We start from the raw sequence: 21,977 nt of genomic DNA on the forward strand, positions 1-21,977 counted from the left end.
ATTTTACTATAGTATATCTAGGTAGATATTGGCTATTTTGAAATGGCATTGTTTGTAAAAAACGAGGGTCGATAGTTTTTCATGGGCAGGACCGGGATGGGCGAAAGTATGCGCGGCGGAGATGGATATGTGCTTGCTGTGACCGGACTGGCGAAGGAGGCGCGCATCGCTTCCGGGCCCGGCGTGAAGGCCTTGGGCGCCGGCGGAAACCCTGGTCGCCTGCGGCGTCTTCTTGCCGCCGATCTGGCGACCGGATACCGCGCCGTGATCAGCATCGGCATCGCCGGCGGTCTCGACCCGGATCTCGTGCCGGGCGATGTCGTGATCGCCTCGCACGTTCTTGCGGAGGACCGCACCTATGCGGCGGATCCGATCATCGCCGAGGCCTTGCTCGCCCGGCTCACCGTCCCGGCGGTCCGGGCGGTCCGGGCGCGCCTGTCGCCCGTCGCCGGCGTCGAGACGGCCATCCTCACCGTCGCCGACAAAGCCACCCTCCGGGCCCGCACCGGCACAGTGGCCGTCGACATGGAATCGCACGTCGCCGCCGCCTTCGCCGAGCGCTGGTCCCTCCCCTTCGCCGCGATTCGGGTGGTCTGCGATCCCGCCGACCGGGCGATCCCCGCTTTCGCCGCACGGGCGCTCAAGCCGAATGGCGAGCCGGATATTCTCGCCGTTCTGTCGGCGGTCCTGCGCGACCCATCACAGATCGGACCGCTCGTGCACCTCGCGCGCGATTCCGGACGGGCCTTCGCCGCGTTGAAACGCTGTCGGGGCCTGCTCGGTCCCGGCCTCGGCATCCCGTAGTAAGACCGTTCGGGTGGCTCTCGACGAAGAAGCCCGCGACACGGCGTGTCGCGGGCTTCTTTGTTGTCTTCTGCGACGCCGGACGACCCGGCGCGTATCCGCCTCAGGCCGCGGTGCGGTTCCGGGCTTCGCGCTTGGTGTCGACGCCGGAGGCTTTGATCTCGGACAGCTTCTGGGCGACGTTGCGCGAGAACACGAACTCGGCCGGGCGCTGGTTCTCCAGGCTGACCTCGGGGGCCATCTCGCCCTCGGTCTTGATGCCGCGAATGGCGTGGATCAGCGGCTTCCACGGCTTCTTCACGGAATCGACCACCGAGGAGGCCTCGTAGCCGGAATGGACCATGCAGTCGGCGCACTTCTCGTAGTTGCCGGTGCCGTAGGAATCCCAGTCGGTCTCCTCCATCAACTCCTTGAAGGTGGCCGCGTAGCCCTCGCCGAGCAGGTAGCAGGGTTTCTGCCAGCCGAACACGGTGCGGGTCGGGTTGCCCCACGGGGTGCAATGGTAGGTCTGGTTGCCGGCCAGGAAGTCGAGGAACAGGCCCGACTGCTGGAAGGTCCAGTTCTGGCGGCCCTTCTCCTTGCCGTGGCGGAACACGCCGCGGAACAGGTCCTTCGTCGCCTTACGGTTGAGGAAGTGCTGCTGGTCGGGGGCGCGCTCGTAGGCGTAGCCGGGGGAGACGGTAATGCCGTCGATGCCGAGCTTCGTCACGGTGTCGAAGAAGTCGGCGATCTTGTCGGCCGAGGAATTGTTGAAGAAGGTGCAGTTGATGGTGACCCGGAAGCCCATCTCCTTCGCCTTGGCGATGGCCGAGACGGCCTTGTCGTAGACGCCGCGCTGGCACACCGACTGATCGTGCATCTCCTTGTCGCCATCGAGATGGATCGACCAGGTGAAGTACGGGCTGGGCTTGTAGTCCTTGATCTTCTTCTCGAGCAGGAGCGCGTTCGTGCACACGATCGCGAACTTCTTCTGCGCGATGATGCCCTCGACGATCTGCGGCAGATCCTTGTGAAGCAGCGGCTCGCCGCCGGCGATCACGACCATGGGTGCGCCGCACTCGCGCACGGATTCCAGGGCGTCCGCCACGGGCAGGCGCTTGTTCAGGATCTCGTCCGGATAATCGATCTTCCCGCAGCCGGCGCAGGCGAGATTGCAGCGGAACAGCGGCTCCATCATCATCACGAGCGGATAGCGCTTGCGACCGGTGAGGTGCTGCTTGAGGATGTAGCCGCCAATCTTCGCGACGTAACGGAGGGGAATACCCAAGACGCGGCTCCTTAGTTTTTGGCCCCGATATGATCGGGTGCATTACCGTGAAAAGCGGCGGAATTCCAGCGAACTAGGTAAGAACCGCCGTCGATGGACACGCCTTAGCCGGCGGGAGCCACGTGTTTGCGCGATCCTGGGACAATCCAGCCACAGGTTGATCCGTGGCGACAGCACAGACGTCGTGCAAAGTTCGGGTTCTTATCTCAAAGCCCGGAGCTTTTCCCTATTCGGTCAGGGAATGCCAGAACTGCGCCAATCGGGGCGAGTCCGGCAGAATCCTTCGTACCGCCATCTTTCCCGCGCTCAGTCACGCCGGGACCACGGTCTCTCGACCCGTCCGGGCCATGCCGCGGTGCGCCAGCGCACCTGAGCCGGCACGCGGGCGGCGGGACGACCCCCTAAAACGCCCGCGCGTTGCATTTTTACCTGCGGATCATTACGGAAACGGTCCATCGAGACGGACCGCCGCTTGCAGGAGCGCGGACGGAACCGGAGACCACACCGGCACCGATTCTTCGGGTCAGGGCGGCACGCTGCGCCGCAGGGACTCGTGGATTGCGCCGCCAGATGGTAACCGACCTTTGGACCGAGACCGGTCCCGTGCCGAGAGGATCGCCCGTCCGTCGCATCCGCGAGGCCGGCCGGTCACGTTCGGGCGGCCGCGTCGCTAGTCAGGCAGGATACTTGTGATCGAACGTCTCGTCGCGTTTTCCGTCCATCGGCGTTGGCTCGTCATCACCCTGGTGGCGATTCTCACCGTGGCAAGCGCGGCGCTTGGCGCGCACCTGTTTCGCATCAACACCGATGTTGAGCGGCTCATCGACAAGGATGTGCCCTGGCGCCAGGACGAGATCAACTACGAGAAGGCGTTTCCGCAGCGGACCGGCACTCTCGTGGCCGTGATCGACGGCAAGACGCCCGAACTCGCCGAGGAGGCCGCCGCCTCCCTCGCCAAGGCGATCCTCGCCCATCCCGACCAGATCGAGACCGTCTACCGCCCGGATGGCGGCCCGTTCTACGACAAGAACGGCTTCCTGCTGATGTCGCAGGAAGAACTGACCAAGACAATGGACCAGCTCGTCCAGCAGCAGGGCCTGCTCGGCCCGCTCGCGGCCGACCCGACCCTGCGCGGCGTCATGCGCGTGCTCGGCCTCGGCGCCAAGGGCATCAAGAGCGGCGACGCCAAACTCGAAGACCTCGACGGCCCGATGACGCGGATCGACGAGGTGCTGCGCAAGGTGCTGGCCGGCGAACCCGCCCGGCTGTCGTGGCAGCTGCTCCTCTCCAACGGCAAGGCCCAGAGCACGGAGCTGCGCAAGTTCATCATGATCCAGCCGAAACTGGATTATGCCGCGCTTCAGCCCGGCGCGGATGCGACGAAGCTCATCCGGGGGATCGCCACCGATCTGAAGATCAACACCCTCGGTGGCCTCGACGGCGTCGACAACCCGCGCATGCGCCTCACCGGCCCGGTCGCCGTCGCCGATGACGAGTTCGCCACGCTCTCGGACGACGCGCTGCTCAACAACGGCGTCACCGTGGCGGCCATCGTGCTGTTCCTGTGGCTCGCCCTGCGCTCCGGCCCGCTCGTCGTGGCGGTGATCATCACCACCTTCGCCGGCCTCATCGTCACCACCGCCCTCGGCCTTCTCATGGTCGGCGAGCTGAACCCGATCTCGGTGGCGTTCACCGCCCTGTTCGTGGGGCTCGGGATCGATTTCGGCATCCAGTTCGCCGTGCGCTACCGGGCCGACCGGTTCGAGCAGCCCGACCTGCCGAGCGCGATCCGCGCCGCCGCGCGCGGTGTCGGCTGGTCCCTGAGTCTGGCCGCCATCTCCCTTCTGGCGGGCTTCTTCGCCTTCCTGCCCACCGCCTTCCGCGGCGTGTCCGAGCTCGGCCTCATCGCCGGCGTCGGCATGATCGTGGCGTATCTGTTCTCGCTGACCCTGCTCCCGGCCCTCATCGCCGTGTTCAAGCCCAAGGGAGAGGCGCGGGCGGTGGAGACGACCTGGCTTGCCGGCGTCGATCCCTGGATCATCCGGAACCGCAAGCTCGTGCTCATCGTCGTCGGCGTGATCACGGTGGCGGGCATCCCGCTCCTGTTCAAGCTGCCGTTCGATTCCAACCCGATGCACCTGCGCAGCACCAAGGTGGAGTCGATCTCGACCTATCTCGACCTGATCAAGGACCCGGAGACCAGCCCGAACCTGATCGACGTGATCGCCCCCTCCGTGGCCGCCGTTCCGGAACTGGCCGCCAAGCTGAAGGCGCTGCCTTCGGTCGCCAAGGTCATCGACATCGACACCTTCGTGCCGCCGGATCAGGACCAGAAGCTCGCGACCATCGCGGAGACGGCCGAACTCCTCGGCCCGATCCTCAACCCCGTGCGCAAGCCGCCGCCGCCCACCGACGCCGATACCGTGAAGGCGCTGAAGGAAGCCGCCACCGCGCTCAAGAGCATCGCCACGGGCGATGCCGGCGGGGCGAAGGCCGCGGGCTCCCTTGCCGGCACCCTCGATTCGCTCGCTGTCGCGACCCCGCAGATCCGCGAGGCCGCCAACGTCGCCGTGACGACCGACCTCAAGTCCCTGCTCGTCCGCCTCCGCGGCCTGCTCGCGCCGGAGAAGGTCACCCTCACCAACATCCCGCCGGCGCTGAAGGCCGAGTGGATCGCCTCGGACGGACGGGCACGGATCGAGGTGCATCCGAGCGGGGACGCCAACGACAACCTCGTCCTGCGCCGCTTCGCCAAGGAGGTGCAGACGGTCGCCCCTCACGCGACCGGCGCGCCGGTGGCCACGACCTCGTCGAGCTACACCATCCTCGGCGCCTTCGTGCAGGCGGCGCTGACGGCCCTCGTCGCGATCTTCATCATCCTGTCGGTGGCGCTTCGCAAACCCTGGGACGTGGCGATGACGCTGGGGCCGCTGGTGCTGGCCACGCTGTGGACGCTGATGGCGCTGCACGTGGTCGGCATGCCGCTGAACTTCGCCAACATCATCGCCCTGCCGCTGATGCTCGCGGTGGGCGTGGCCTTCCACATCTACTACGTCATCGCCTGGCGGGCCGGCGTCACCGACATGCTGGCGTCGAGCCTGACGCGGGCGATCTTCTTCTCGGCTCTGACCACGGGCACGGCCTTCGGCTCGCTGGTCCTGTCGAGCCATCCCGGCACGGCGAGCATGGGCAAGCTTCTCGCCCTGTCGCTGTTCTTCACCCTCGTCGCCGCCTTCTTCGTGGTCCCGGCCTTCCTCGGGCCTCCGCCGAAGCAGCCCGACCGCAAGCGCCCCGAAGGCGACGAGGCCATGGCCGGCGTGACGCTGGCGAAGGCCGAGCGCGAGCCGATGGCGGTGAAATAGCCTCAGGATCGAGGTCATGAAAAAGGCAGGCGTCGCATCGCGCGGCGCCTGCCTTTTTTCGTCACCCGTCCTGCGACGGAAATTCTACAGGAAGTCCGAGAACCCGCCCGTCACCGCGCCTACTTTCCCGATGGCCGCGATCGCGTCCGGTGCGATCAGGGCGTCGCGCTCGGCGGCGTAGGCATAGCCCGGCGCTTCGCCGGGGAAGCCGCCGCTGGTTGCCGGGTGGGTGTAGAGTTCGGTCAGGCCGTCCGGCAGATGCTCCAGCAGACCTGCCACCCGCCGGGGCGTCATCGCGCCCGACCAGGCGAGCCCGAGGGTGCGATCCGGGATCAGCAGGCCCGCCTGACGGGCACGGACGGCGAGCAGCCCGGCCCAGGGTGCGATGTCGAGGGCCGGCTTCGGGTTCGCGCCCGGCTCGGCGGCACGGAGGATGGCGCGGGTCTCGCGCGGCACCCGCAACGCCCGCATGCCGTAGCCGCGGCCGATCGCCAGAACCCGCCCGGCGATGAGCGGATGCACGTGGAAATGCTTATGGGCGTTGACGTGGTCGAGGGGCAGGCCGGTGGCCCTGTAGGCCTCGAACTGAGCCGTGATCTCCGCCGAGAGCTGGCGGCGCGCCGACGGTTTCACCGCCAGATCGAGCCCGAGGCGACCCATGTCGCGGCGGATCAGCCCATCCGCGTCCACGAGGTCGGGCAGTTCGGCGGGCGGCAGCGTCGGCCACGCCTCGACCATGACAAGGTGGAGTCCGACGCGCAGGGAGGGCATGCGCCTGGCCCGCGCCACGGCATCGGCGGCCGCCGGGGCGGAGACCATCAGGCTCGCCGCCGTCAGGATCCCGTCGCGATGGGCCTGTTCGACGGCCTCGTTGACTTCCAGGCTCAGGCCGAAATCGTCGGCGGTGACGACGAGGCGCTTCATGCGTCTTCCTTTCAAGGCTCGGGCGCGGGGCAGCGAGCATGGCCGGCGCTCCCTGGAGGCCTCCGTCGCGAGCCCGGACCGTCCCGCTCCGACCCCGCCGAAACGGGAACGGCCGGGCTCGAGAGCCCGGCCGTGACCACAGAAGCCGATAAGTTCAGGCAGCCTTGAGTGTTCAGGCAGCCATCGAGTTCAGGCAGCTTTAGCGGTGCCCTGGCGCTCCTTGAGGAAGCGATAGAACTCGACGCCCTCGCGCAGGCGGCGCTTCATCATGTCGGGCGAGCGGACCATCTCGGAGACGATGGAAGCGATCTTCGGAGCGCGGAAGTAGAACTTCCGATAGAACTCCTCCACCGCCGCGAAGATCTCGGAATGCGAGAGGTGCGGGTAGTGCAGAGGAGCGATCTGCACGCCGTTCTCGTCGACGAGCTCGGCATTGGCGATGTCGAGCCAGCCGTTCTCCACTGCCTGCTTGTAGAGGAAAGTGCCCGGGTAGGGTGCCGCCAGCGAGGCCTGGATCGTGTGCGGGTTGATGCGCTTGGCGAAGGCGATGGTCTCCTGGATCGTCTCGCGGGTCTCGCCCGGCAGGCCGACGATGAAGGTGCCGTGGATGGCGATGCCGAGGTCGTGGCAATCCTTGGTGAACCGCTCGGCCACCTCGACGCGCATGCCCTTCTTGATGTTGTTCAGGATCTGCTGGTTGCCGGATTCGTAGCCGACGAGGAGCAGGCGCAGGCCGTTCTCCTTGAGGACCTTCAGGGTCTCGCGGGGCACGTTCGCCTTGGCGTTGCACGACCAGGTCACGCCGAGCTTGCCGAGTTCGCGGGCGATCTCTTCCGCGCGCGGCAGGTTGTCGGTGAAGGTGTCGTCGTCGAAGAAGAACTCCTTCGTCTGCGGGAACTCCTTCAGGCAGTACTTGATCTCCTCGATCACGTGCGCGACCGAGCGGGTGCGGTAGGTGTGGCCACCGACGGTCTGCGGCCAGAGGCAGAAGGTGCAGCGGCTCTTGCAGCCCCGGCCCGAGTAGAACGAGATGTAGGGGTGCTTGAGGTACCCAATGAAGTACTTCTCCATCTCGAGATCGCGCTTGTACACGCTCGTGACGAAGGGAAGCTGATCCATGTCGGTCATGATCTCGCGGTCCACGTTGTGGATCACGACACCATTGGCGTCCCGGTAGGACAGACCCTTGATCTCCGACATCGGCGTGCCGTCGGCGACTTCCTTGACGGTGAAGTCGAACTCGTTGCGGGCGCAGAAATCGATGCACGGGGCCTGGGCCATGGCGCCGGCGGCGTCGACCGCGACCTTGGCGCCGATGAGGCCGGCGATGAGCTTCGGGTTGGCGGCCTTCAGCGCCTCGACGGTCTTAACGTCGGACTTGAACGACGGCACCGAGGTGTGGAGCACGACGAGGTCGAAGTCATGGGCCTGGGCCACGATCTCGGGAAGCTTGATGTTGTGCGGGGGAGCGTCGATCAGCTTCGAGTTCGGCACCAGGGCGGCCGGCTGGGCCAGCCAAGTCGGGTACCAGAACGACTTGATCTCACGCTTGGCCTGGTAGCGGGAGCCCGCTCCGCCATCGAAACCATCGAACGTGGGAGCCTGGAGGAAGAGCGTGCGCATGGGGTTCAAGGCCTCAGCGGGAGGGCGGGAATGGGGGCGGATTCAGAGCGAAGCGAGGTTCAGAGCGGGGACGCGCCGGCATCGTGGCCGAGGCTTCGCTCCGGGATCAGCGTACCGTCCGCAACCACCCGATAATCATGACCTTTCCATGTCACCGCCCCCGACACGAAGCTCCATGAGAAGTTCATGAAGGAGAGGATGTCACGTATCGGCAACAGCCAGTAGGGGTGCGGAGCGAGGTCGAAGGCGCGCTCGAGGCGGACGCAGAGGATGATCCGGCAGGCGAGCGCCAGGGCGGCGACCGCGAGGCCGCTGGTGCCGGCGCCGGGAATCAGCGCGCCGATGAGGGCCAGCGGGAAGGCATGGGTGACGATCGAGCCGGCATAACCGGCCGGATCGACGTTGCGGATGGTGCGGTTCCAGCGCAGCTCGTGCTTCCACAGGCCGGCGAAGTCGGTGTCGACGCAGGTATGCCCGATCGTGAAGGTCGGGATCGCAACGAGGCCGCCCTTGGCGCGCAGAGCCTCGCCGACTGCGTAATCGTCCGCGAGGTCGTCGCGGAAGGCCTCGAACCCGCCCATCTCGGCGAGCGCCGCGGTGGTGAAGGCGATGGTGGAGCCGAAGCAGGGCTTGGCGAGGCCGAGCGAAGTTCCCATCACGACGTTGGGCAGGAACTGCACGTCGATGGCCAGGGCCGAGAGATGGGCCCAGATGCCGCGATGCGCCGGCACGCCGTGATAGAGGCAGGTGACGCCGTTGATGCCCGGCTGCGCCAGCTCGGCGACGATGCGTTCGAGGTAGTCGGGCTTGGCCACCATGTCGCTGTCGGCGAGGATGATCACGTCATGGGCGATCTCGGCCGACATATTGATCAGGTTGGAGACCTTGCGGTTCGAGCCGTGCTGGCGCGCATCGATGACGAGATCGAGCCGGAGGGCCGGATAGGCCTCGGCGAGGCGGCGCACCACGGCGATGGCCGGATCGGTGGCGTTCTGGACGCCGAACACGACCTGCATCGGGCCGGCGTAATCCTGGCGGCAGAAGGTCTCGAGGTTCTCGTAGAGATGGGGTTCCATCCCGCAGAGCGGCTTCAGGATGGTGACCGACGGACGCGCGGCATTCGCTGCTAGCACCGGAACGGCGCGGCGGGCGTAGCGGCTTGCCAGGAAGGCGGCCGTCAACCCGTAGACGCATCCGACCAGCGCCATGAGCTGGAACAGGAGCGACAGCCAGGTCAGGTTCGCCAAAGGCAGATCCGTCAGGGGCAGGTCCGTCAAGGTGAGGTCCATGATGGGCGAAGCTCGGTCACGGTTTGCATGAGGGTGCCGCAGGGTCGGGAAGGCGGCACGGATGGGATGGTCCGGCCAGAGCCGGCGAAGGGCGTCTGGCCTGCGTCTAAGGCTTTGGTTTGGCGGCGAGCATCGTCGCCGTTCGATCGCGGAGGAATTTCAGCAGGCCGTCCGCGCCGCCGGCCTTCAGCGGGTCGGCGAAGCTGCCCCGCATGGCGGCGACTTCGCTGACATTGCCGTTGAGGTAGACGTCCTGGATCCGGTTGCCGGAGCCGACGAGGAAATCGATCTGCGAGGCATCGCCCTCGGCGTTGGCGACCTCGGTCTGGACCACGCGGTTCTGCCCGCGCGCGTCGCTGTCGGGCTTGACGTCGAACTTGCCGCCGGCCGCCTGGGACAGGCGGGTGGCATAGGTCGCGGTGAAATACTGCTTGAAGGCTTCGGTCAGCGCACCCTGCTGCTCGGGCGTGAAGCCCTTCCATTTCGCCCCGACGGCGACCCGCGCCATGGCCGGGAAATCCATGCTCTGGTCGAGGGCCGGGCCGATGACGAGAGCCCTCCCCTTCACGCCGGCTTCGGGCGCCTTGAGCGCACCCTCGAAGCTGGCATAGAGCCCGCGCACGGTCTGCACGGCCGCATCCTCCGCGGCGCGCGCGGGGCTTCCCGAGAGGAGAAGCCCCGGCAGTACGGCGAAGGCAAGAAGGGTCGAGGCGACGAGCCCCGAGGCGAAGCCGCTCACGCGCATTTCCGCAGAGTCCCCATCTCGCTCTCCATCGACCGCAGGACGGTATGGCTTCCGGCAAGGTTGGCGGGCAGGCGGGCGACCGACATGGCGTCCACGCTTCCCGACCGGGCAGTCTCGCCGCCGGTCTTCGTGGTGCCCGCGTCCCCGGAGGTCGTGTCGGAGGCATCGAGCGCGTCGGTGTCGGGCGCGCTCGACTTGCCCTTCGTCTTGCCTTCCATGAAGTGCCAGGCCACCAGGCCCGGAACGCCGACCATGAGATCGGCCAGCCGCTTCACCAGGGAGAGCGCCAGGGCGGCCTCGGCGGGAATGTCGAAGACGGCGCAGAGGGCGATGAGTCCGCCTTCCTGGGCACCGAGGGCACCGGGGACCGCGAAGGCCGCGCCGCGCACGGCCTGGGCCAAGCTCTCGATCACGATCGCCTCGGCGACGCTGACCGGATAGCCCATGAAGTGAAGTGCCACGTAGACCTCGGCCGCGCCGATGATCCAGCCGATCATGTGCACGCCCATGGCGCCGACGACCCGCTTGGGCGAGGAATAAAGTCGGCGGAGATTGTCGTAGAGCACGTCCACGGCGCCGAGCGCCCGCCATTCGCGCGCGGCGGCGAAGCGGTTCAGCAGGGCCTGGATGATCCGGTGGCCGCTGCGGCGCTGGATCAGGAAGAAGGCGCCGAGCGCCGGGGCGGCGATGGCGAGGCCGCCGGCGACGGTGCGCACGACCGGGCCGTCGCCGTGCAGCCAGGCGAGAAGGGCGACGCCGCCGACCGTGAAGAGGAACTGGGTGACGGCCTGGGTCATCAGGTCGACGAACATGCTGGCCCCGGCGAGGCCGCCGGACAGGCCGCGCTGCGCCAACAGCCGGGCGCCGACGAAGTCTCCGCCGACGGTCGCCACGGGAAGGAGCGTGTTGATGCCCTCGCGCACGAAGCGCAGGGAGACGCAATCCCACAGGCTCGGCCGTTCGGACCGGGGGAACACCGCGAACCAGCCAAGGCCGGCCCAGCCCACGGCGGCGGCGCGCGCCACCACGACGAGGGCGGCGCCCCAGCCGGCGCTCACGACCGCGGCCGCCACGTCATCCAATCCCGATGACAAGAACAAGCCTGCAACCGTGCAGAGGCCGACGATGAGGGCCAATGTCGTCAGACGCTTCATGATCCCCCTTCGACCGTCGGCGCGGACGATTTTTTTAGAGAAATTCACCGCCGCCCGGACGAAAAACCATCCGGAAAACGTTGGCATCATCGGAAGTTGCAGCTTTGGATTTCGTTGTCTATCACCCGATAGACACAGTGCGGTCCAAAGCGGCGCAGGGGCCAAGCCCCGAAGAAACAGCCGTATTAAAGGCTCACAAGGGACGAGTGATGGACCGCGAAGTTTTCACCACGGCGCAGGACGCCGTGTTCGCTGACGCGCAGATCGACACCTACGACACCGGCTCGGCCAGCTATCGCGCCCCCCCCGCCCCGCAATCGCCGGTCATGGCCTGGAACGAGTGGGACCCGCTCGAAGAGGTGATCGTCGGCAGCCTCGACGGCGCGACCATCCCGTCCCACCACCTCACCGTGATCTTCAATCTGCCGCGCGCCGCGCAGCCGTTCTACCGGCTTGCCGCGGGCTTCCGCTATCCGGCGTTCATGAAGAAGCTCGCGCAGAAGGAGCTCGACAACTTTATCACGATCCTCGCCGGCGAGGGCGTGAAGATCCGCCGGCCGGACACGATCGATTTCTCGCGCAAGTACAAGGCCCCGCGCTGGTCGTCGCGCGGGTTCTGCGTCGCCTGCCCGCGCGACCCGTATCTCGTCATCGGCGACGAGATCATCGAGAGCCCGATGTGCTGGCGCTCGCGCTATTTCGAGGGCGACGCCTACCGCTCGCTGTTCAAGGAATATTTCCGCAACGGCGCGCGCTGGACCTCGGCGCCGCGGCCCCAGCTTACCGACGAGCTCTATAATTACGATTACCGAGTGCCGAACCTGAAGGCCGGTGAGCCAATGCAGTTCACCGTCAACGAGTTCGAGCCGGTCTTCGATGCCGCCGACTTCGTCCGGTGCGGCCGCGACCTCTTCGTCACCCGCTCCAACGTGACGAACCTCATGGGCATCGAGTGGCTGCGCCGCCATCTCGGTCCGGGCTTCCGCATCCACGAGATCGAGAGCCGCTGCCCGCAGCCGATGCACATCGACTCGTCCTTCATGCCGCTGGCGCCGGGCAAGGTCCTGGTCAACCCGGATTACATCGACGTCGAGAAGCTCCCCGCCGTGCTGAAGACCTGGGACGTGCTGATCGCGCCCCGCCCCGACCCGGTGGACGGCTTCATGAGCAAGATCTCGATGTGCTCGCCCTGGACCTCGATCAACGTACTCGCCATCGACGAGAAGAAGATCGTCGTCGACGCGAGCCAGCCGACCCTGATCAAGGCCCTGAAGGATTGGGGCTTCGATCCGATCCCGGCCCCGTTCCTGTCCTACGGGCCGTTCGGCGGCTCCTTCCATTGCGCCACCCTCGACGTGCGCCGCCGGGGTGTCCTGAAATCCTATTTCTAGGCCCCGCTCCGGTACGGAGACGCCACCTCTCGGAATAGCTGCTGTCCGGGAGGTGGCTGGACCCGCGTCCCGGAGGCGCTGTCCGGACGAGGATCGCGGAGACGCGAGGCTTCGTCGCGTCGGACACGGTCGTGGCGACCCGGTGTTCCTCCGTGTTTCCTCGGACACACCGGCTGGGAAACATCCCTGGCGCGCGGATTTCAGTGGGATGAATTAGGGAATTGTGTCCACAACCGACGTCATGGACACAATGCCTCCGACACCCCGATCGCATCTTGGTCAACGCAACCGCACGGCTTCCGCCGGCGCGGCGCTCGCGTTGTCGGCCTGTCTCGCATCCGGGACCGGCGCCCACGCCGCCGACCTCATGGAGGTGCAGCGGCCCCCGACATTCGCCGCCATCGACCAGAACCTCTGGCTGGTGACGGTGACCGCGAACGTCCAGGTGACGCCGCGATATCCGGGTTCGCAAGATTACACCCCGATCGGCTATCCCTCGATCAGCATCAGCAAGGTCGGGGCGCCGCGCCGGTTCTCGTCGCCGGATGACGGCATCAGCTTCTCGCTCTACGATTCGGCCCGCTTCACCGCGGGCGTCACCGCGCGCTACGTCCCCGGCCGCTATTACGGTGACGACCGCCGCAACCTCTTCGGCCTGCGCGATGCGCAATTCGCCATCGAGCCCGGCCTCTTCGTCGAATATTATCCCGTGGAATGGCTGCGCACCCGCGCCGAGATCCGCCATGGCATCTTCGGCCATCACGGCTTCGTCGGATCGCTCGGCGCCGATGTGATCCAGCCCTTCGACCGCTGGCAGGTCTCGCTCGGCCCGCGCTTCAATTTCGGCGACGAATCCTTCGCCAAGCGCTATTTCGGCGTGCAGCCGTTCGAAGCCGCCCTCAACGGCGGGCTGACGCCGTTCAAGCCCGACAATTACCTCACAGTGGGCGCCCTCGGGGCCCTCACCTATACGTTCGACGAAAAATGGGCCGTGACGGGGTATGTCGGCTACAACCGGATCGTCGGCTCCTCGGCCGACAGCCCGCTGGTGCGCGGTCGCTTCGGCTCACCGAACCAGTACACGTTCGGCATGAAGGTGAATTACAGCTTCGTCACCAAGCCCTGGTTCTGACAGGCCCCGGTTCTGAAGAGCCTACGGAATACGCACCGGGTCGGTGCGGATTCCGTGGGCTTCAGATCGGTCGCCGGGCCAGCACCCGCCGCCACGCAGAGGCTGCGAAGGCGAGAGACACGCCGTATTGCAGAAAGCCGTTCTCGGCGAGGTCCGCCGGGGCGAGATGCATCTGGAGCGCCCAGCGCGTGAGGGCGTTCGTCACGATGACGGCCGCGCAGAACGCTGCGGCAGTGATGAGGGCGGCAACGAAATCGGGCATGGCGCGACATCCGGAGAACCGGATCTCGGCGTAGCAAGCGGCGCGCCAGCCGCCTCTCTCAGGTGATCAGGCCGTGGGCGGGATCGTCGCCATCATGGCCGGATGCGCGGCAAAGCGTGTGAACCACGCTGCCAGATCCGGGTTTTCCCGCTTCCAGCCGAGCTCCGCGAAGCGAAGGTCGAGATAGCCCAGCGCGCAGGCGATGCTGATCGTCCCGATATCGATCCTCTCCCCGAAGCCGTCCGCCTCCGCGTTCAGATGCGCGAGTGCGCTGACGATCTTGGCCTCCTGCCCGTCCATCCAGGCGACGGAGCGTTCGGACGCGTCGCGGGCCGTGAGTTCGTAACGGATCAGCAGGGCCGCATCGAGGATGCCGTCGGCGATGGATTGCGCGTTGAGCGCCGCCCAGCGGGCGGGACCGGCCGGTGGGAACAGGTGACCGCCGGCGCGCGCATCGAGGTATTCGCAGATCACCCGGCTATCGGCGATGGCATGACCTTCCTCGTCGAGGAGGGTCGGCACCTGTGCCAGCGGGTGATGGGCGAGGATGGTGCCGTCGCGCTTCACCGGATGTGCCGCACTCGCCAGCAATTCGAGGCGGTCGGTGAGACCCAGCACGTGGGCGCAGACCATGACCTTCCGCGCGAAGGGCGAGAAGTGCGAATGGAACAGCTTCATCGGGACTCGCTGGGCTCGACGCATCGGCACGAGAATGTGCCGGCCTGCTTTCGGGAAAACCCGATCCGAAGACAAGCCCCGGCTGCACCTCGCCGACCCTCGAATGGGCTCGGCGAGGCCGGAAATCAGGGGCGGCGCACGGGCTTCGGCTTGGGTTGCGTCGCTGCCGCGGGCGTAGGCACGACGGGGGCCGCTGCGGCGGGCGCGGCGGTGGCGCGCGGGGTTTCCACCACGAGGCGCTTGACCGGCCAGCCGTCGCTCCAGCGCTCCATGTCGCTGAGGCGAGGATTGACCTTGAGGGTCGCCGGATCTCCGCCGAAGGCCGCGGCGGCGGCCAGATCGAAGGTCTTCCAATAGGCGAGGTAATCGAGGCTGTCGGCCCGCGAATTGTTCAGCTGCGCCAGCAGCGTCGTCTGTTCGCCCGACAGCGACATGTCCGCCGACCATTTGAACGGAGCGGGAGGCTGCTTCGGGTCGCGTGGCGGCTCCGGCGGCAGCTTGATCGCGCCCCCGTCATAGGCCGTGTCCACCGCGCCGGGCGAGGTCAGCGTCGCCGTCAGCGAGGGGAAGCCGTGATCGTCCGAGAGGGCGCGGATGAAGAGTTTGCGCTCGGGCGCGACGGCGCTCGATTCGCGCAGGAGCCGGCGTGCCGCGAGGTCGGCGGCGCGGGCATCGCGATCGCCGATGACGGTGATCACCAGCGTCTCCGGGGCGATCTTGGACAGGTCGCGCAACACCACGCCCCTGGACTTCGGATCGCTCGCGATGCCGCCCGGCATGATGGCGAAGACCAGGCGAGGCGCCGGAAGGCCGGAGCTTTCGGCATCTGCCGCGAGGTTGGCGGCGATCGGAGCGCCGGCCAGATGGCCGATCAGGGCGAGACGCTTCGGATTCGGCTTGGCATCAGGATCGCTCTCGAGATCCGCCAGGGCGGCCTTCACCAGTTTCTCGGCATTGGCGGTGGCATCCGCCGGCCGGGTCCGGTTGACCTCCTGAAAGCGCGGGAACAGGACGAGATATCCGGCGCGGGCGAGGTGTTCGATCCACGCGCCATAGGGCTGCGGGTTGGGGGCGCCCCAGGCATGGAGGAAAACCACCACCGGCCGCCCTTCGGCCGGGGCCGCTCCGGCCGAGTAGAATACGAAAGTCGCCGCACTGGGACGGCCGAGCGCACGCTTGACGATGGAGAGCGACCGGTTTCCGACGCCTCCGGGGCCATCCGCGGGCTGGGCGGGCGGTGTCGCGCCGAGGACCGGTTCGCACAAGGACGCGACGACGAGCGACACGCCGAGTACGAGGCAGGCTTTCAAACGCATGACAGGCTCGTCAGATCGATCCGGAAGGGCGCGTCCGGCATATCAGGTTTTGTCTGAGCGATGGGGAGGTGATGCAAGTCTTACGGTCAAGTCCTGGCGCTCTGCGTCATTCGAGCCGCACCGGTCACTGGCCGGCGACTACGACAGGACGGATCGAATTGCCTATCCCGCGACTTCGTCGGTATCGCGCATCTCGTCGATCAAGGACGCCAGGCGAAGCAGTTCTTCGGGAGCGGCGGGATCGATCATATCGCCATAGAGCGCGCGCAGATCGTCACCGACGATCTGCATCAGGCGCGACTCGGAGAAGATCGTATACGATTGGCCAGGGCGATTGATATTGGCCATGTTGACGTTGGCGGCGGTGTTCATTGGAAACCCGGAGGACCGTGATTGATCAATCGATGATTGAACTGGTCAACTGCCGGAGCCGATCAAGTTTCCATTTAATCCATGATAATTTTTGGCGCGGGGAAAAGCCCGACGTCAGGGGGCGTTGCCGCCGATCACGTCGATGCCCGGTCCCTGCTCCGGGGTGCGGCCCGCCGCTTCCTCGACCCAGGCGAGGATATCGGACGCGCGCCACGGCTTCGGGATGAAGGTCGCGGACACCCGCAGATCGCTCGGCTGATCGCCGGCATCGCCCGATGTCAGCAAGACCCGCACGCGGGGCCAGGTGACCCCGATGATGCGGGCGAGTTCGAAGCCGCCGATGGGGCCGGGCGTCCGCACGTCGGAGAAGACGACGCTGACCGCGCCGTCCTTCTCGTTCAGGATGGCGAGCGCCCGCTCGGCGGTCTCCGCCTCGATGACGCTGAAACCCGTCTCTTCCAGCAATGCGGCCGCGAGGAAGCGCTCATCGGGCTCGTCCTCGACGACGAGGATCACCGGTTTCTCGCCCGATGGATTCACAGCACTCATGGGTCCGGAACGCTCTTCAGGCTTGACGGCCGTATCGGCCGTCACCTCAGCAACGCTATGTCGTCGTACCCGTCAATGTGTCGATCCGGCGCTCGGACCATGAGTTGCACGATCGTCACTCGCGAAATTCACGATCCTCGCGGCGGTTTCTCGATTTTAGCAGAGCGGACGCTCTTGTGGGAGACGCGGGAGCGTGAAGAACCGCACTTTTCAAGACCGAGCGAGGACGGTGCGATTTAGCCGACCCCGTGGCTTTTGAGAAACGCCAGCGCACGCGCCCAGCCCTGTTCGGCGCTGTCCTTGCGATAGCTCGGCCGGTAATCGGCGTGGAACCCGTGCGGTGCTTCGGGAAAGACCACGAGTTCGACCGTGCGGCCGGCCGCGTTCGCACGATCTCGGGCCTCCTCGACGCTGGCGACGGGAATGCCGGTATCGGCTCCGCCATAGAGCGCCAGGAGCGGCGCGTGGATATCGGGCGCCACGTCTCCCGCCGTCTTCGGCTGCAGGTCGGTACGGTCGCCGCCGAGTGGGCCGTACCACGCCACCGCCGCCTTCAGATCCCGCCGATGCGCCGCATAGAGCCAGGCGCCCCGTCCGCCACGGCACCATCCCATCGTGCCGATCCGCTCCGGGTCGGCTTTCGAATCGGCGACGGCCCAGGAGGCGGCGGCATCGAGATCGGCGATCCATTCGGCGTCCGGCGTCTTCAGGATGACGTCGCGGACGATCGCCTTCACATCCGTCATCGTGGAGAGATCGCCCTGCCGCGCGTAGAGCTCGGGCGCGACCGCGCAATAGCCGGCCTTGGCCAGACGTCGGCAGACATCCTTGATGTATTCGTGAACCCCGAAGATCTCCTCGATGACGAGGATCAGCGGAAACGGCCCCGCCCCATCCGGCATCGCCCGGTAACCGGGCATCGGCCCGTCGGTCGCCGGGATCTTCACCTCTCCGGCGACGAGCCCGGTCGCATCGGTCGCGATCACCTGCGCCTGCGCATTCGCCTCGGCCAGGGTGAAGCCGGCGATGAGGCTCGTCATGACGAAGCCCCGGCGCGAGAAAGGCGGGATGACGAGCCCGTCGAGCCCGCCGAGTGCCTTGGTCGAACGGTCCTTGCCCGTGCCGTGATCGTCCATGAGATGCCCTCCCGCCCGACGCCGCGTCCGGCTTCTCAGGAAACTAGGGCATCCCCGGGCGAGGTCACGTCACGAGAGGTCACGTCACGACAGGGCCGCACGCGCCGTTTCTGTCTCCTCCATCCATCCGGCGCTGCTGCGATGGGAGGATGGACGCATATCCGAGATGGCAGGGCGCCTCCGGGCGATGGATTTCGGGCGCACCAGCTCGGCGAGCTTGGTGAAGCCGTCACTGCCGGCCACACCGCCCTGCCCCATCCTGAGGCCGAAGCCGGCGATGAAGGATCGCGCCAGCGACTCGTCGCGATCCACGGCGAACAGATCGGTGGCCGCGAGGAAGGCTTCGCGGAACAGGCGCGGCGAGCACCAGCTTTTCTCGGCGAGATGAAGCGGCCATTCCCACAGGCCGGCCCCGGAGCGTCGGCTCAGGCTGTCACGCGCGATGAAATAGCCCGTCTCGCGATGCTCGATCCCATCCTCGATCACGCGCCAATCGGCGTTCTCGAACAGCACCCGATCGTCGCACGAAGCCTCGATGTCGATCATCGCGTTCCCCTGCCATTGTCGGGGAGCATGCCGTGGCAGACCCGCTCACCCTGGAACAATAAGGGAACATTGGTTCGAAACGGAACAGGCGTCAAGATGCCTGTTCACGCTGTGTTCGTTGGCGCGGAGATAGGCCGATATCCGGCCGGTCGGCTCAGCGCGACCCGAACATCGGGTGCTCGACCCGGTCGCCCGCCTTGATGCCGAGCTTGGCCGCCGTGCCCGCATTGAGCTCCAGCACCGCCAGCACCGGCTCGCCCGACGGGATGACCTTGGTGGACAAGGGCTCGGTATTGGCCGCCACGCGGGCGATGCTTCCGTCCGGACGGATGAAGAGCATGTCGAGCGGCAGGTAGGTGTTCTTCATCCACATCGCCACGCGCTCGACCTTCTGGAAGTCGAACAGCATGCCGTGTTCCGGCGCCATCGCGCGGCGGAACATCAAGCCGCGCGAGCGCGATTCGTCATCGCGCATGACCTCGACGGAGAAGCTGTGGCGGCCGCCCTTGCCGGTGATGCCGAGCGGCTCGACCGCCGCCGCGTCCTGAGCGGTGGCTCCGCCGATTCCGGCGATGACGAAGAGCAGGATCAGAAGCGCGCGAAAGGGAGCGCACGAGCGAACGTCGCGGATCGATGTCACGGGGTCATTCCGTCAGTGGGAGGCAGGCAACGCGCCGTCCAGAAGCCGGACTTCGGCCGCCATCTTGCCCTTCGAACCGTCGCCATACCGGACGAGAACGGTTTCGCCGGGTTTCAGTTCGGCGATACCGTAGCGGCGCAACGTCTCCATATGCACGAAGATGTCCGGCGAACCGTCGCCACGGCTGAGGAAGCCGAATCCGCGCAGGCGGTTGAACCATTTCACCACAGCCGTCTCGAGCCCGCTGGTGGCGGTCACGCTCACATGGGTGCGGGGCATGGGCAGTTCGGACGGATGCGTCGCCGTCGATTGATCGAGGGAGATCACGCGGAAGGCCTGCCAGCCGCGCGGCCGCTCGGTGGCTTCCACCACGATCCGGGCGCCCTCGCTCGCGGCATGATGTCCGTCGCGGCGAAGGCAGGTGATGTGGACAAGGACGTCGGTGGAGCCGTCATCGGGCACGATGAAGCCGAAGCCCTTCGAGACGTCGAACCATTTGATTCGGCCAGCAACCTCGATCAGGTCGAGCGGGGGCTGGACGTCCCCGTCGAGAAGATCGGTGCCACGTCCGTTGGCCGATTCTCCCATCGCGCGAAGGCCGAGCTGGCCTGATCCGAAATCGTCCGACATGTAAGCAACCCACACCGAATCACGCGACGCGATCCGCACGAGAGATTAACAAAGTCATGACTCGGCGGAAGCCTGTTTGACCGTCATCGATGCCGCGGATTGATACATTCTTCAGCATATTGGCACGGACGCCACAAAGCCTCGGACACCGCCGCGAAAGCATCGATTTGGCCCAAGTCGATGATCGGATTCTCCTAAACGCCGCGTCGGATACCGTCGGACGCTGTGTGTTCGGCGGCTCATCACGTTTCGGAGAGGTGTCCATTCTGCTGACGGTGCCGGCCCGATCGGGTGAACCCGCACCCGTTCCGCCCTTGCGCCGACCTCGCCACCGGCGATAGCCACCGCGCATGATACAGATCGTCTGGCCGGATACCGGGTCCCCGCCGTGCAAGTTCCCATCGCGCCCGACGGAACGGCGCCGGCAGAGGGGGGCGGTCGCGTGAGCGCTTCGACGACAGGCCCGGTCCTCGGCGCCGGAATGGAACCGGCCGCCACCCGCTCGCAGGGCACGAAGCCACGCTTCGACATCCTCGACGTCGCCCGCGGCATCGCCCTTCTGGCGATGGCCGCCTACCACACGACCTGGGATCTCGGGTATCTGGCGCTCACGCCCGAGAACTACGCCCTTGCGCCCCTGGGCAAGGTCGCGGCCCATCTCATCGCCGGCGCGTTCCTGGTGCTCGTTGGAATCGGCCTCGTGCTAATGAACCGGGACGGGCTGAGGCCGCGGGCGTTTCTCCTGCGCCTCGCGCGGATCGGTGGCGCCGCGCTCCTCATCACGGCGGCGACGCGCTACGCCATGCCGGACAGCTACATCTTCTTCGGCATCCTGCACTGCATCGCCGTGTCGAGCATACTCGCCGTGCCGTTCCTGCGGGTGTCGCCGGTCGCGTCGGTGGTGGTGGGGATCGTGGTGCTCGCCGCACCCGCCGTGATGGCGAACCCGGATTATCATCTCGCCGTCTTCGACGATCCGATCCTGAGTTTCCTCGGCCTCGGCATGCTGCCGCCCCGCACCAACGATTACGTGCCGCTGTTTCCCTGGTTCGGGCTGGTGCTGCTCGGGCTGGCGCTGGCCCGGCTGGGGCTGCCGGCTTTCCGGCGCACGACCCTGCCGGATTGGCGGCCTCGAGCGCTCGCCTCACGGGGGCTGGCCCTTGCCGGGCGCCACAGCCTCGCGGTCTATCTCGTGCACCAGCCGGTGCTGCTCGCCCTGCTGACGGGGCTCGTCACGCTGACCGGCCCCCATCCGAAAGCTGGTCTCGTGGCCTTCCGCGCGGATTACCGGGCGCAGTGCGAATCGACGGGCGGCTCGGCGCGGACCTGCCGTGTGGCCGCGCGCTGCGTCGGCGACGCCCTCCAGCGCGAAAATCTCTGGGCGATTACGGGGCGGGGTTTCACGGTCGAGGAGCGGGCGAAAGCCCAGGCTCTGTCCCAGACCTGCTACGACGCGGCCGACGGTCCGGCGGTGTCGCCTTGAGGTAGAGCCTGGAAGGCTGCATCCGCTTTGCGAACGAGGCGAATGCAGCCAGAACCCTCAATCCTTGGCGCGTTCCACGTAGGAACCGTCTTCCGTCATGATGACGACGCGGGTGCCCACCGCCACATGCGGCGGCACGGTGGTGCGCACGCCGTTGGAGAGGATCGCGGGCTTGTAGGAGGACGACGCCGTCTGGCCCTTCATCGCCGGCTCGGTCTCGGTGATTTCCAGGGTGACGCGCTGGGGCAGTTCGATCGTGAGCGGCACGTCGTTATGCGAGGCCAGCATCACCTTCATGCCCTCCTGCAGGTAGGGCGCCGCGCTCCCGACGACGTCCTTGGGCACCGCGACCTGCTCGTAGGTCTCGGGGTTCATGAAGTGGTAGCCCTCGCCGTCGTCGTAGAGGAAGGTGTGCTCGCGATCCTCGACGAAGGCGCGCTCCACCGACTCGGTGGTGCGGTAGCGCTCGGACACCTTCACCCCGTCGGTGATGCGGCGCATGTCGAGCTGCGTCACGGGGGTACCCTTGCCGGGGTGGATGTTCTCCACCGTCAGGATGACGTAGAGCTTGCCGTCCTTGTCGACGACGTTGCCCTTGCGGAGCGTAGAGGCGATCACCTTCACGGGGTCAGATCCTGTTCGAGACAATATATGCAACGCCCCGGCGTGGATTC

Annotated in this window: 21 protein-coding genes; 5 read left to right on the forward strand and 16 right to left on the reverse strand. The window is 66.7% G+C overall.

The window, feature by feature from the left end; genetic code table 11:
- Window positions 1-108 precede the first annotated feature (108 nt).
- Complete coding sequence (locus tag A3OK_RS0109230; RefSeq protein WP_026597075.1) at window positions 109-804, forward strand: phosphorylase; 696 nt, start codon at window positions 109-111, stop codon at window positions 802-804.
- Between the two features lie 103 nt (window positions 805-907).
- Here the strand turns inward: A3OK_RS0109230 and hpnH are convergent, their stop codons facing one another.
- Window positions 908-2,071: an adenosyl-hopene transferase HpnH gene (gene hpnH / locus A3OK_RS0109235; protein ID WP_018044393.1), complete on the reverse strand. Its 1,164-nt coding sequence runs from the start codon at window positions 2,069-2,071 to the stop codon at window positions 908-910.
- Window positions 2,072-2,760: 689 nt separating this feature from the next.
- Here hpnH and A3OK_RS0109240 point away from each other — a divergent pair.
- The gene (locus tag A3OK_RS0109240; protein ID WP_019904583.1) at window positions 2,761-5,433 is read left to right on the forward strand and encodes an MMPL family transporter; all 2,673 of its coding nucleotides are present in this window, start codon (window positions 2,761-2,763) and stop codon (window positions 5,431-5,433) included.
- Window positions 5,434-5,517: 84 nt separating this feature from the next.
- Here A3OK_RS0109240 and hpnK read toward each other — a convergent pair whose 3' ends face one another.
- The 5 genes from hpnK to A3OK_RS0109265 form a co-directional block, all read right to left on the reverse strand.
- Entirely contained in the window at window positions 5,518-6,357 is an 840-nt protein-coding gene (gene hpnK, locus A3OK_RS0109245; RefSeq protein ID WP_019904584.1) for a hopanoid biosynthesis-associated protein HpnK, read from the reverse strand.
- Window positions 6,358-6,546: 189 nt separating this feature from the next.
- Window positions 6,547-7,980, reverse strand: a complete 1,434-nt coding sequence (hpnJ, locus tag A3OK_RS0109250) for a hopanoid biosynthesis associated radical SAM protein HpnJ (RefSeq protein WP_019904585.1) — start codon at window positions 7,978-7,980, stop codon at window positions 6,547-6,549.
- A gap of 59 nt (window positions 7,981-8,039) precedes the next feature.
- Entirely contained in the window at window positions 8,040-9,269 is a 1,230-nt protein-coding gene (gene hpnI, locus A3OK_RS0109255; protein WP_019904586.1) for a bacteriohopanetetrol glucosamine biosynthesis glycosyltransferase HpnI, read from the reverse strand.
- A gap of 106 nt (window positions 9,270-9,375) precedes the next feature.
- On the reverse strand, window positions 9,376-10,014 hold the full coding sequence (locus tag A3OK_RS0109260; RefSeq protein WP_019904587.1) for an ABC transporter substrate-binding protein: 639 nt from the start codon (window positions 10,012-10,014) through the stop codon (window positions 9,376-9,378).
- On the reverse strand, window positions 10,005-11,168 hold the full coding sequence (locus A3OK_RS0109265; RefSeq protein WP_019904588.1) for a flippase-like domain-containing protein: 1,164 nt from the start codon (window positions 11,166-11,168) through the stop codon (window positions 10,005-10,007). The genes A3OK_RS0109260 and A3OK_RS0109265 overlap by 10 nt, the downstream gene beginning before the upstream one ends.
- A gap of 209 nt (window positions 11,169-11,377) precedes the next feature.
- On the opposite strand from A3OK_RS0109265, the gene A3OK_RS0109270 reads away from it, so the two are divergent.
- Entirely contained in the window at window positions 11,378-12,559 is a 1,182-nt protein-coding gene (locus A3OK_RS0109270) for an amidinotransferase (protein WP_019904589.1), read from the forward strand.
- Window positions 12,560-12,878: 319 nt separating this feature from the next.
- Entirely contained in the window at window positions 12,879-13,691 is an 813-nt protein-coding gene (locus A3OK_RS0109275) for a MipA/OmpV family protein (protein ID WP_036302726.1), read from the forward strand.
- Window positions 13,692-13,752: 61 nt separating this feature from the next.
- Here the strand turns inward: A3OK_RS0109275 and A3OK_RS0109280 are convergent, their stop codons facing one another.
- The 9 genes from A3OK_RS0109280 to A3OK_RS0109320 form a co-directional block, all read right to left on the reverse strand.
- Window positions 13,753-13,953, reverse strand: a complete 201-nt coding sequence (locus A3OK_RS0109280) for a hypothetical protein (protein ID WP_019904591.1) — start codon at window positions 13,951-13,953, stop codon at window positions 13,753-13,755.
- A 66-nt stretch (window positions 13,954-14,019) separates the two neighbouring features.
- Entirely contained in the window at window positions 14,020-14,631 is a 612-nt protein-coding gene (locus A3OK_RS0109285; protein ID WP_019904592.1) for a glutathione S-transferase family protein, read from the reverse strand.
- Between the two features lie 125 nt (window positions 14,632-14,756).
- Window positions 14,757-15,947: an alpha/beta hydrolase gene (locus A3OK_RS0109290; RefSeq protein WP_019904593.1), complete on the reverse strand. Its 1,191-nt coding sequence runs from the start codon at window positions 15,945-15,947 to the stop codon at window positions 14,757-14,759.
- A gap of 162 nt (window positions 15,948-16,109) precedes the next feature.
- Window positions 16,110-16,319, reverse strand: coding sequence for a hypothetical protein (locus tag A3OK_RS0109295; RefSeq protein ID WP_019904594.1), 210 nt, complete (start codon window positions 16,317-16,319; stop codon window positions 16,110-16,112).
- A gap of 114 nt (window positions 16,320-16,433) precedes the next feature.
- The gene (locus tag A3OK_RS0109300) at window positions 16,434-16,868 is read right to left on the reverse strand and encodes a response regulator (RefSeq protein WP_019904595.1); all 435 of its coding nucleotides are present in this window, start codon (window positions 16,866-16,868) and stop codon (window positions 16,434-16,436) included.
- Window positions 16,869-17,104: 236 nt separating this feature from the next.
- Window positions 17,105-18,004 carry a dienelactone hydrolase family protein gene (locus A3OK_RS0109305; protein ID WP_019904596.1) on the reverse strand — a complete coding sequence of 300 codons (900 nt, stop codon included), beginning with the start codon at window positions 18,002-18,004 and terminating at the stop codon, window positions 17,105-17,107.
- Window positions 18,005-18,088: 84 nt separating this feature from the next.
- Window positions 18,089-18,550 (reverse strand): hypothetical protein, encoded by a 462-nt coding sequence (locus A3OK_RS0109310; protein WP_019904597.1) that lies wholly within the window; start codon window positions 18,548-18,550, stop codon window positions 18,089-18,091.
- 154 nt (window positions 18,551-18,704) lie between these two features.
- Complete coding sequence (locus tag A3OK_RS0109315; RefSeq protein ID WP_245259423.1) at window positions 18,705-19,139, reverse strand: DUF192 domain-containing protein; 435 nt, start codon at window positions 19,137-19,139, stop codon at window positions 18,705-18,707.
- Window positions 19,140-19,202: 63 nt separating this feature from the next.
- Window positions 19,203-19,820: a cold-shock protein gene (locus A3OK_RS0109320; RefSeq protein ID WP_019904599.1), complete on the reverse strand. Its 618-nt coding sequence runs from the start codon at window positions 19,818-19,820 to the stop codon at window positions 19,203-19,205.
- A gap of 481 nt (window positions 19,821-20,301) precedes the next feature.
- Here A3OK_RS0109320 and A3OK_RS0109325 point away from each other — a divergent pair, with 481 nt between their 5' ends.
- Window positions 20,302-21,303, forward strand: a complete 1,002-nt coding sequence (locus A3OK_RS0109325) for a heparan-alpha-glucosaminide N-acetyltransferase (protein ID WP_019904600.1) — start codon at window positions 20,302-20,304, stop codon at window positions 21,301-21,303.
- Between the two features lie 57 nt (window positions 21,304-21,360).
- On the opposite strand, the gene efp is transcribed toward A3OK_RS0109325, so the two are convergent.
- On the reverse strand, window positions 21,361-21,927 hold the full coding sequence (gene efp / locus A3OK_RS0109330; RefSeq protein WP_019904601.1) for an elongation factor P: 567 nt from the start codon (window positions 21,925-21,927) through the stop codon (window positions 21,361-21,363).
- Window positions 21,928-21,977 lie beyond the last annotated feature (50 nt).

Origin of the sequence: Methylobacterium sp. 77, from assembly GCF_000372825.1 — a bacterium.
In the GTDB taxonomy this organism is placed as follows: Bacteria; Pseudomonadota; Alphaproteobacteria; order Rhizobiales; family Beijerinckiaceae; genus Methylobacterium.